At 32.8% G+C, this 10,274-nt stretch carries 9 protein-coding genes; 6 read left to right on the top strand and 3 right to left on the bottom strand.

What is annotated here, in order from left to right:
* A partial coding sequence (locus tag B3J44_RS18420) for an FAD-dependent oxidoreductase (RefSeq protein WP_286970263.1) occupies positions 1–624 on the top strand: 624 nt, incomplete at its 5' end.
* A gap of 54 nt (positions 625–678) precedes the next feature.
* On the opposite strand, the gene B3J44_RS18425 is transcribed toward B3J44_RS18420, so the two are convergent.
* The gene (locus tag B3J44_RS18425; RefSeq protein ID WP_286970264.1) at positions 679–1,332 is read right to left on the bottom strand and encodes a hypothetical protein; all 654 of its coding nucleotides are present in this window, start codon (positions 1,330–1,332) and stop codon (positions 679–681) included.
* A gap of 180 nt (positions 1,333–1,512) precedes the next feature.
* Between B3J44_RS18425 and B3J44_RS18430 the strand changes: the two genes are divergently transcribed.
* Entirely contained in the window at positions 1,513–2,055 is a 543-nt protein-coding gene (locus B3J44_RS18430) for a lipocalin family protein (protein ID WP_286970266.1), read from the top strand.
* Between the two features lie 61 nt (positions 2,056–2,116).
* Here B3J44_RS18430 and B3J44_RS18435 read toward each other — a convergent pair whose 3' ends face one another.
* Positions 2,117–2,491: a DoxX family membrane protein gene (locus B3J44_RS18435; protein WP_198856784.1), complete on the bottom strand. Its 375-nt coding sequence runs from the start codon at positions 2,489–2,491 to the stop codon at positions 2,117–2,119.
* A gap of 301 nt (positions 2,492–2,792) precedes the next feature.
* Between B3J44_RS18435 and B3J44_RS18440 the strand changes: the two genes are divergently transcribed.
* The 3 genes from B3J44_RS18440 to B3J44_RS18450 all read left to right on the top strand — a co-directional run bounded on the left by B3J44_RS18440 (position 2,793) and on the right by B3J44_RS18450 (position 7,698).
* Positions 2,793–4,079: an anthranilate synthase component I family protein gene (locus B3J44_RS18440; RefSeq protein WP_286970267.1), complete on the top strand. Its 1,287-nt coding sequence runs from the start codon at positions 2,793–2,795 to the stop codon at positions 4,077–4,079.
* A 227-nt stretch (positions 4,080–4,306) separates the two neighbouring features.
* Positions 4,307–5,617, top strand: a complete 1,311-nt coding sequence (gene tilS, locus B3J44_RS18445; RefSeq protein ID WP_286970269.1) for a tRNA lysidine(34) synthetase TilS — start codon at positions 4,307–4,309, stop codon at positions 5,615–5,617.
* Positions 5,617–7,698: a protein-disulfide reductase DsbD family protein gene (locus tag B3J44_RS18450; protein ID WP_286970271.1), complete on the top strand. Its 2,082-nt coding sequence runs from the start codon at positions 5,617–5,619 to the stop codon at positions 7,696–7,698. Before tilS ends, B3J44_RS18450 begins: the two co-directional genes overlap by 1 nt.
* A 348-nt stretch (positions 7,699–8,046) precedes the next feature.
* Here the strand turns inward: B3J44_RS18450 and B3J44_RS18455 are convergent, their stop codons facing one another.
* Positions 8,047–9,363: an ammonium transporter gene (locus tag B3J44_RS18455; protein ID WP_198856788.1), complete on the bottom strand. Its 1,317-nt coding sequence runs from the start codon at positions 9,361–9,363 to the stop codon at positions 8,047–8,049.
* Positions 9,364–9,678: 315 nt separating this feature from the next.
* Between B3J44_RS18455 and B3J44_RS18460 the strand changes: the two genes are divergently transcribed.
* On the top strand, positions 9,679–10,274 hold a 596-nt coding region (locus tag B3J44_RS18460; RefSeq protein WP_286970274.1), incomplete at its 3' end, for a Gfo/Idh/MocA family protein.

The raw sequence follows: 10,274 nt of genomic DNA on the forward strand, positions 1-10,274 counted from the left end.
ACTCTTGAAGGAGATTATTCATTAGTTTCTGTTGGTCGTCGTCCATACACAGACGGATTAAATGCCGACAAAGCTGGAGTAAAAATTTCAGAAAGAGGACAAGTTGAGGTAAACGATCATTTGCAAACTAGTACTCCAAATATCTACGCAATTGGTGACGTTGTTCGTGGAGCAATGTTAGCACACAAAGCAGAGGAAGAAGGAGTAATGGTTGCAGAAATCTTAGCGGGTCAAAAACCACACATCGATTACAACTTAATTCCAGGTGTAGTTTACACTTGGCCAGAAGTTGCTGCAGTTGGACAAACTGAGGAGCAATTGAAAGCTGCTGGAGTGAAATATAAATCTGGAAGTTTCCCATTCAAAGCTTTAGGACGTGCAAGAGCAAGTGCTGACTTAGATGGATTTGTAAAAATCTTGGCTGACGAAAAAACAGATGAGGTTTTAGGAGTTCATATGATTGGTGCTCGTACAGCAGATTTAATTGCTGAAGCGGTTACTGCAATGGAATTTAAAGCTTCTGCTGAAGATATTTCAAGAATGAGCCACGCACACCCAACTTTCGCGGAAGCGGTAAAAGAAGCAGCATTGGCAGCTACAGAAAATAGAGCTTTACACGTATAATTTTTACGTTAAACAATAAAGAAAAACCGTCAGAATTTACTCTGACGGTTTTTTTTATTCTTTAATTAATTTGAAAGTATAATAAGTTTCTTTGTTTTTGGAGTAAACACTGTAAACGTTTTTTGCTTCATCATAAATTTTATATCGATATTTATCGCCCTTTACACTTAGGTTTTTTCGTGACAAATTGTTGCTTTCAATAAATTCAAGTTCAAATTCGCAATTGCTCCTTTTTTTATAAAAAAGTTTAGAAAACGTGTTGTCGCTAAATTTTTCTATCCAAAAATTTCCATCTATAGTAACTTCTACTTTTTTTTCTCTTTCCTCCCAATAATAGAATTTTTTACATTCGTCAAAACTATTGCATTGTTCTTTTGAAATGTGATCCAAAGGTTTTTCATTTTGCATTCCCCATCCATTTTGTGTAGAGTCTTTAGGGAAAATAGCATTAAATTCATTACAGTTTTTTTGCAGGCGATAGATCATTTTTTCAAAGGCTTCACGTTGCGCTATTGTATCTTTAAATTTTGCCAAAAAAGGCATTACATGCGATTTGTTAATGCTATTAAGTCTTATCTCATCGTTTAAAATTTTATTTTGAATTAATGACTTGCAAATTTCGTTATTTAAAGAATCTACTGTTTGTATAGTTTGAGATTGGCAGGTAAAAGAAAAAAAAATAAAAAATAGTAATAAATGGATTCTCATTTTTGTGTTATTGATTATCGCTCAAATTTAATGCTTTGTAGCTCATGTAACGGGATCTTTTTAAAAATTTCGAATTTTGTTGCTTTTTTTGCTTCTTAAAAATGTAAACTTGAACAAAAATTTTGTAAATTAGATGTGTATTTATGGAACTATCTTTATGATTATTAAAAAGATAGTGCTATGAAAAGTAAATATATCGCTCCAATTCTAATTGGAGCAGGAATAGGAATCGCATTGTACTCTTGTGGAGGCGGAATTCCAAAAAATGCTAAAGCTGTAACAAACTTTGACAGCAAAAAATATCTCGGAAAATGGTATGAAATTGCCAGATTAGATTACAAATGGGAAAGAGATTTGAACAATGTAACTGCCGAATATTCTTTAAACGAGGATAATACAATAAAAGTAGATAATAAGGGCTATGATGTCAAAAAAGACAAATGGGAACAAAGTGTCGGGAAAGCTAAATTTGTCAAAAAGGACAATATTGGTATGCTGAAAGTCTCATTTTTTGGTCCTTTTTATTCTGGTTACAATGTCGTAGCAATCGATAAAGATTATAAATACGCGCTTGTGGCTGGAGAAAGTTTAAAATACATGTGGATACTTTCTAGAGAAAAAACAATTCCTGAAAGTATCAAAGCAGATTTTCTTATCAAAGCTCAGGAAATTGGATACAAAGTAACCGATTTAGTTTGGGTGAAACACGATAAGATGAATTAAAACAAAAAAAAGCCTGTCGGATAAAATCTGACAGGCTTTTTTGTTTTTATTTAAAAATGATTTACGCAGTAAAAACACTTTTGTAATTATCCCAGTATCTGTAAATCAAAAACAAATTTCCTAGAAATAGTAGCGCTGCAATTGGCAGACCGTTAGGTGTTAGGAAATAATTGATAAACAAAATATTTACCGTAATTGGTAAGATCAAAATGTTTGCTAAAGTTACATAACGCCCAGTTACAAATGCAATTCCGCAAAGTAATTCGATAGATTTTGCTAGTGGCATTAAATACGTAGAAGCCATTAAACCAACATTAAAGGCTTTAAAATCTCCTGTAGTTTCTGGCTCAGGCATTAGATGGAAAAAATAACTGATAGAGGCAAAAAGCAACAAAAGGCCAATTAAAACACGGACAATAATTGTGGCAATTTTCATAATACTTAGGATTTTTTTAGGGTTAAAAAATATAATTAAGTCATTGGAAAAGATGCAGTCTAAAAGCTCAAAATAGAATCGCAGATTATTTTTTTTTGAGATTCTTTTTTAAGGATTTTACAATCAAATTAGGGCTGTTTTAGGATTAATCTAATTGTATATCAAATATAACGAATTTTTTCTTATAAAATAAATGTCTTTTTAACAGTTTTGTAATGTAATTCAAATCGTTAGATTATTTTTTTTGCTTTCCGCTAATGACAGAATTTTGTCGTAATTTTGACCTTTAAAATTACCATTTTTGAGAGTTTCCATTCATAAAAATATTGCCAATCCAAAACTGTTTAAAGAGCAGCTTTTAAGTTGGGCGCAGCAATTTCGCGAAGTCGTTTTTTTAGACAGCAATTCTTATCCGCAGCAGTATTCCAATTTTGACTGCATATTGGCAGTAGATGCATTTACTTCTTTACAAACAGATTATTACAATGCTTTTGAAGATTTAAAACAATATCAGCAAAATACAAAAGACTGGCTTTTTGGATACCTTTCTTATGATTTAAAGAATGATGTCGAAAAACTTCAATCGAACAATTTTGATGGTTTGCATTTTCCTGATTTGTTTTTCTTTCAGCCTAAAAAGATTTTTATTCTGAGAGGAAATGAACTGGAAATACAGTATTTAATGTTTTGTGATGACGAACTTGAAGAGGATTTTAATGAAATAGTCGAAAGTCGAAAGTCGAAAGTTGAAAGTAAAGAAAAGCTAAATATTCAACAACGTATTTCTAAAGAATTATATGTTCAGAAAGTGAATAAAATGCTGGAACATATACATATTGGAGATATATATGAAGCGAATTTCTGTATGGAATTTTTTGCTGAAAATGCAGTTATTAATCCGTTAGAAAAATTTCAGAAGCTTAATGAGATTTCGCAACCGCCTTTTTCGGTTTTCTTTAAAAACTATAAAAACTATCTGCTTTCTGCATCGCCAGAACGCTATTTAAAAAAAGAAGGAGATAAAATCATTTCTCAGCCAATAAAAGGAACTTCTAAACGTTTTTCTGATCCAATTGAAGATGAAAAGTCGAAAAATATTTTAGTTTCAGATGCCAAAGAACGAGCAGAAAATATCATGATAACTGATTTGGTTCGAAACGATTTGTCTCATACAGCACAAAAAGGTTCGGTTGTGGTTGAAGAACTCTGCGGAATCTATTCTTTTCTGCAAGTGCACCAAATGATTTCTACAATTACTTCAAGACTAGATTCGCAATATTCTCCCGTAGATGTCTTAAAAACAACCTTTCCGATGGGAAGTATGACAGGTGCGCCAAAGATTTCTGTAATGGAAATTGTGGAGAATCTAGAAGAAACCAAAAGGGGATTATACAGTGGCGCAGTTGGCTATTTTACACCCGTTGGCGATTTTGATTTTAATGTCGTAATCAGAAGTATTTTATACAATCAAGAAAATAAATATGTTTCATTTTCGGTTGGAAGCGCCATAACATCGCTTTCAGTTCCAGAAAAAGAATACGAAGAATGTTTGCTAAAGGCAAAAGCAATGCACGAAGTTTTGCAGTAATTTTTATTCGCCACCAATTGCACAAATTTGCACGAATTATTTTTTTTTGCCACAGATTAAAAAGATTCGCACAGATTTTTTAATCATTTTAATCCTTTTAATCTGTGGCTATTTTATAGAATTTAGCAAAAAAAAAATTTGTGGAATTCGTGGAATTCGTGGCAAAAATATATTCGCTTAACATTTCGTTTAAAAATAGATCGAATTTAATTTTTTACTTTTATCAGATGTTTTCAAAATTTCAAAATCATATCGTTTCGAGATTTCCCTTTTTAGCACAAAAAAAGCTTTTTTTGGCTGTTAGTGGTGGGTTAGACAGTATGGTTTTATTACATTTATTAAGTAAAATGCCTTTTGAAATTGCTGTTTTGCATTGCAATTTTCAACTTCGCGGATTGGAAAGTTTTGGAGATCAGGAATTTATTCAAAACTATTGCGATCAGAATAATATCTCGATTTTTACCACTCATTTTGATACTGAAGCTTTTGCGAAAGATTATAAATTATCGACTCAAGTTGCTGCAAGAGAACTTCGCTACAGTTGGTTTTATGAACTTTTGGAAGAAGAAAACTTCGATTATATTCTCACAGCACATCATGCCGATGATAATTTAGAAACTTTTATTATCAATTTAACTCGCGGAACAGGATTAGAAGGTTTAACTGGAATTCCAGAACAAAACGATAAAATTATTCGTCCGCTTCTGCCTTTTTCTAGAGAAGAAATTTTGAAATATGCAGAAGAGAATAAGATAGAATGGCGGGAAGACAGTAGTAATGCTTCTACTAAATATTTGCGAAATAAAATCCGTCATAATTTGGTTCCGATTTTAAAAGAAATTAATCCTAATTTCTTAGATGCTTTTCAGAAGACACAGTCATTTCTTCAAGAGTCAAAAGAAATGGTTGAAGATGCATCGATTATGATTTATCAGCAGGTTGCAAAAGAAGCAGGTGATGATATTCATTTCGATTTAAATCAGCTAAAAAAACTTCCGAATTATAAATCGTATCTGTATCAATGGCTCAATGAATTTGGTTTTTCTGCATGGAATGATATTTATGATTTAGTTGAAGGACAATCAGGAAAACAAGTTCTTTCGGAGGAATTTAGATTGCTAAAAAATAGAGATACACTCATCTTAAGTCCATTTTCTGAAATGCCAGAAGAAAGCGAATATGAAATTGGCGAAAACGAGACAGAAGTTAATTTTCCCTTAAAAATGAGTCTTTGTAACGTTGGTCACACAACATTCGGTTCAAATAAGGTTATATTTGTCGATTCCGATAAAATCCGCTTTCCTTTGATTTTACGTAAATGGAAAGAAGGAGATGTTTTTCAGCCTTTTGGAATGAGAGGAAAATCTAAAAAAGTTAGCAAGCTTTTTAAAGACGAAAAATTATCATTAATTGAAAAAGAAAAAACTTGGATTTTATGTTCTGAAAATGAAATCGTCTGGGTTGTCGGAATAAGACAGGACGAACGTTTTAAAATAGAGAAAACCACAAATCAAATACTAAAAATAGAATTACAATAATGAACTTTACTCGAAATCTTCAGACAAATTTGTCAAAAAATATTTGGACTAAAACCATTTTACTGTTCGTGTTTTTCTTTGCTTTTGCAAAAGGTAATGCACAAATATTAGAACCCGTAAAATGGACTTCTAAAATTGAGAAAAAAGGAAACAATGCAGTTTTAATTTTTGATGGAACAATCGAAAAAGACTGGCATATGTATTCGCAATTTACTCCAGACGGCGGACCTTTGGCATTAGAAATAACTTTTAAAAATCAAAAAGGAAATTACGAGCTAGTTGGAAAAGCTAAAGAAGGTAAAACCAGAACAGCTTATAATGATGTTTTTGGTGTAGATGAAACTTTCTTTGAAGGGAAAGCACACATTGAGCAAGAAATAAAAATCATAAACCCGAACTTAAAAACGGTCGATGTAGATTTTGATTTTCAGGTTTGTAAAGAAGTATGCATCAATTCGAACAAGAAGTTCTCGATTGCAGTGCCTTCGACTTTTAAAATAGATGAAATGCCAGTTGTAACTGAAGCTAAAGCTGATGAAACCAAAGTGGTTGGATTGGCTGTTGATACTGTTAAAAAAGAAGAAGCAGTCCAGCCAAAAGTTGAAAAGACAGCAGAAGCGGCTGAAGAAGAAATTCCTGCGCCAGCGCCTGCAAGAAGTTTGTTTTCAATCTTTTTCATTGCTTTTTTATCAGGATTTGCAGCATTGTTGACTCCTTGCGTTTTCCCGATGATCCCGATGACAGTGAGTTTCTTTACTAAACAAAGTAAAAGCCGTGCAAAAGGAATTAGAAATGCGATTATCTACGGATTTTCTATTATTGCTATTTATGTAATTTTAGGTCTTATTGTAACTAAAATATTTGGTGCAGATGCCTTAAACGCTTTGTCTACAGATGTTTGGTTTAACTTGATTTTCTTCGTTATCTTAATCATTTTTGCTACTTCATTTTTGGGAGCTTTCGAAATCATGCTTCCTAATTCATGGGCAAACAAAGCAGATCAACAAGCTGATAAAGGCGGTTTAATCGGAATATTATTTATGGCTCTGGCTTTGGCAATTGTGTCGTTCTCTTGTACAGGACCAATTGTTGGAACTTTATTAGTTGAGGCAGCATCAAACGGAGGAATTGCGCCAATTGTTGGAATGTTAGGTTTCTCATTGGCATTAGCACTTCCGTTTATGTTATTTGCCATGTTCCCAGGTTGGTTAAATTCTTTGCCAAAATCTGGAGGATGGTTAAATACGGTAAAAGTTGTTTTAGGGTTTTTAGAATTAGCATTAGCATTTAAATTCTTATCAAATGCAGATTTGGTTTTACAATTGCATTTCTTAGAAAGAGAAGTTTTCATCGCAATCTGGATTGCTATTTTTGGAGCTTTGACCTTATATTTATTCGGAAAAATTACATTGCCTCATGATAGCCCAACACACCATATTTCTGTTGGACGATTGTATTTAGGATTACTAACTTTAGTATTTACAATGTATTTAATTCCTGGACTTTGGGGAGCACCTTTGAAATTAATTAGTGCATTCCCGCCTCCTCCGCAATATAGTGAAAGTCCGTTTGGAGTTGGAGGATCTGGAAATGGAGCAGTTTCTTCAGAAGCAGGAAAAGGTTTGCCTGAAGGAGCAGAATTAGGTCCGCACGGAATTATGGTTTTTCACGATTACGAAGATGGTTTAGCTTATGCAAAGCAAATCAACAAACCAATCATGCTAGATTTTACAGGCTATGCTTGTGTAAACTGCAGAAAAATGGAAAATAACGTTTGGTCTGAACCTTCAATTTTGCCAATTCTAAAAAATGATGTGGTTTTAATTTCTCTTTATGTTGATGATAAACGTGAATTGCCAAAAGAAGAGCAATTTACAACTGCCGCAGGAGATAAAATCATTACAGTTGGAGATAAATGGACAGATTTTATGATCTCAAAATATAAAACCAATACACAGCCTTTATATGTTATTACAGATTTGGAAGGAAAAAATATGAATACTTCTAAACCGACAATTAGTTACGTAAACGCGGATGAATATTTAGAATGGCTAAAAGAAGGAATTGCTAATTTTAAATAATGAAGTCTTCTATTTTTTTAGATTTACTAATAAGTGGAGCATTTGCGTTAGTTGCGTTTTTATGGTATTTAGCTAGTAAAGATAATGTAAAGACACGTCGAGAAAAAGGAGATGATGAATCGATTACAAAGGCTGAGATTTTTAGATCTTGGTTAATAATTATCTTTTTGTGCATATTATGTCTCGTTTATTTTTTCTCGTTCATTGGCTCTCTTTCGTTTTAATCAAAAAAAAAGTAATATATAAAAATAAAAAGGTTTGATTTTAATTCAAAAAGCAAAAAGCACTCTAAGTCAAATTTAGAGTGCTTTTTTATTTATCAAGTAATGTGAGAAAGGGAATTTATTTTTATAAGAATTCTCCGTGTTGAGAGATGTCTAATCCTAGTTCTTCTTTTTCTTCAGTAACTCTTAGAGGAGTAATTTTGTTTACAATGAAGAATAAAGCGTAAGAGGCTACAAAGGCAAAGATTGAAACAATCACTAAAGCAGTTAATTGGTTGATGAACAATGTTGGAGTTCCGAAGATTAAACCTTGATTATCTCCAACTGCAGGATTAACTGCTTTTGAAGCGAAAACTCCAGTTAAAAGCATACCTACCATACCGCCAACACCATGACAAGCAAATACATCAAGAGCATCATCGATTTTTCCTTTAGGGAATTTGCTTACTACAATATTACTTACAATTGCAGAGAATAAACCAATGAAGATTGCGTGAGGAATACTTACGAAACCAGCAGCAGGTGTAATAGCAACAAGACCAACAACAGCTCCGATACAAGCTCCTAGAGCAGATAATTTATGTCCTAAAATTTTATCAAGGAAAACCCAAGCCATAGCAGCGGCAGCGGCTGCAACAGTTGTTGTTCCTAAAGCTTGAGCAGCAAGACCATTTGCTCCTAAAGCAGATCCGGCGTTAAAACCAAACCATCCGAACCAAAGCAAACCTGTTCCTAATAATACATAAGTAATTCTAGCAGGATTAACTTTTTGAACTTTTCTTTTTCCTAAGAACATAGCTCCAGCCAAAGCAGCCCATCCAGCGCTCATATGCACTACTGTTCCTCCGGCGAAGTCCAGAACTCCCATTTTGAAGAAAACTCCATCAGGGTGCCATGTCATATGAGCAAGAGGAGCATATATTAAAATAATGAATAAAACCATGAATAGCAGATAAGCCCAGAAACGAATACGTTCTGCAAAAGCACCTGTAATTAATGCAGGAGTAATGATGGCGAATTTTGCCTGAAATAATGCGAATAATATAAATGGAATTGTTGGTGCAAGACTCCAAGCTGTGTTAGTTCCAACTCCTGCAAAGAATAAATTCTGAGATGGGTTTCCTATAATTCCACCAATTGTTGGTCCAAAAGCCAATCCAAAAGCAACAACTGTCCATAGAATAGTAACAATTACCATTGCCATAAAACTTTGAAGCATAGTACTAATTACGTTTTTCTTACCTACCATACCTCCGTAGAAAAATCCTAATCCAGGTGTCATTAACAATACAAAAGCAGTTGCAACGATCATCCAGGCAGTATCTCCAGTATCAAATTTTACAGCTTCTGCAGGAATTGGGTTGTCTGCAATAATAAAATTTGAAATAAAGGTTAGTACCAAAATCGTGATAAGAATCACACTTAAAATAATTTTTCGCATAGTTATTTAGTTTTAAATTTTTTATAAAAGTATAAAATCATTTAATACCCCCTAAAAAAATAGGGTTACATGTTTAATTTTTGTTAAATTTAAAATTTAACCCCTATCATTTTGCGTGAATTTCTTAAAACAAACTTAAAATTTACAATTTGACAACATTTTTTTTTCACTTACATTCAATTTTGATAATTTTTGGGGTAATTGATTGCTATTTTTTGTAGGATAATAGATATTTGTTGTTTAAAAAACGTCTAGAGTTGGTTGTAAAGGATTTTTTTGAATCATTTTAACAATTTTGATGATTATAATTTAAGGATGAAAAATAGAAGTATTAAGTGGGGAATAGTAGGATTGGGAAATATTGCAAGTCAGTTTGCATCAGATTTATTATTGATTGAAAATGCTGAACTGACGGCAGTTGCTTCTAGAGATTTTTCTAAAGCAGAAGAATTTGGCGGAAAATTCAATGCATTAAGAATGTATAATTCTTATGATTTGCTTTTTGAAGATCCAGAAGTTGAGATTGTGTATATCGCAACTCCTCATAATTCGCATGCCGAATTATCCATAAAAGCGTTAGAGAAAGGAAAACATGTTTTATGCGAAAAGCCAATGGCGCTATCTTACAAAGATGCCGAAAGAATGATTGAAGCTTCCAAAAAGCACAATACGTTTTTTATGGAAGCTTTTTGGACTCGTTTTATTCCATCAGTTCAAGATGTTTTGCAAAAAATCAATAAAGGAGCAATCGGTAAAGTAAATTATATAAAAGCCGATTTTGCCTTTCATGGAAGTGAAAAAGAAAACAAAAGACTTTTTGATAAAGAACTAGGAGGTGGGGCATTATTTGATATTGGCGTTTATCCTTTATTTCTCTCCTATATAATATTAGGGAATCCGAAAGAGATTTT

The organism is Flavobacterium sp. UBA4854 (assembly GCF_002399805.1).
Classification (GTDB): domain Bacteria; phylum Bacteroidota; class Bacteroidia; order Flavobacteriales; family Flavobacteriaceae; genus Flavobacterium; species Flavobacterium ginsengisoli.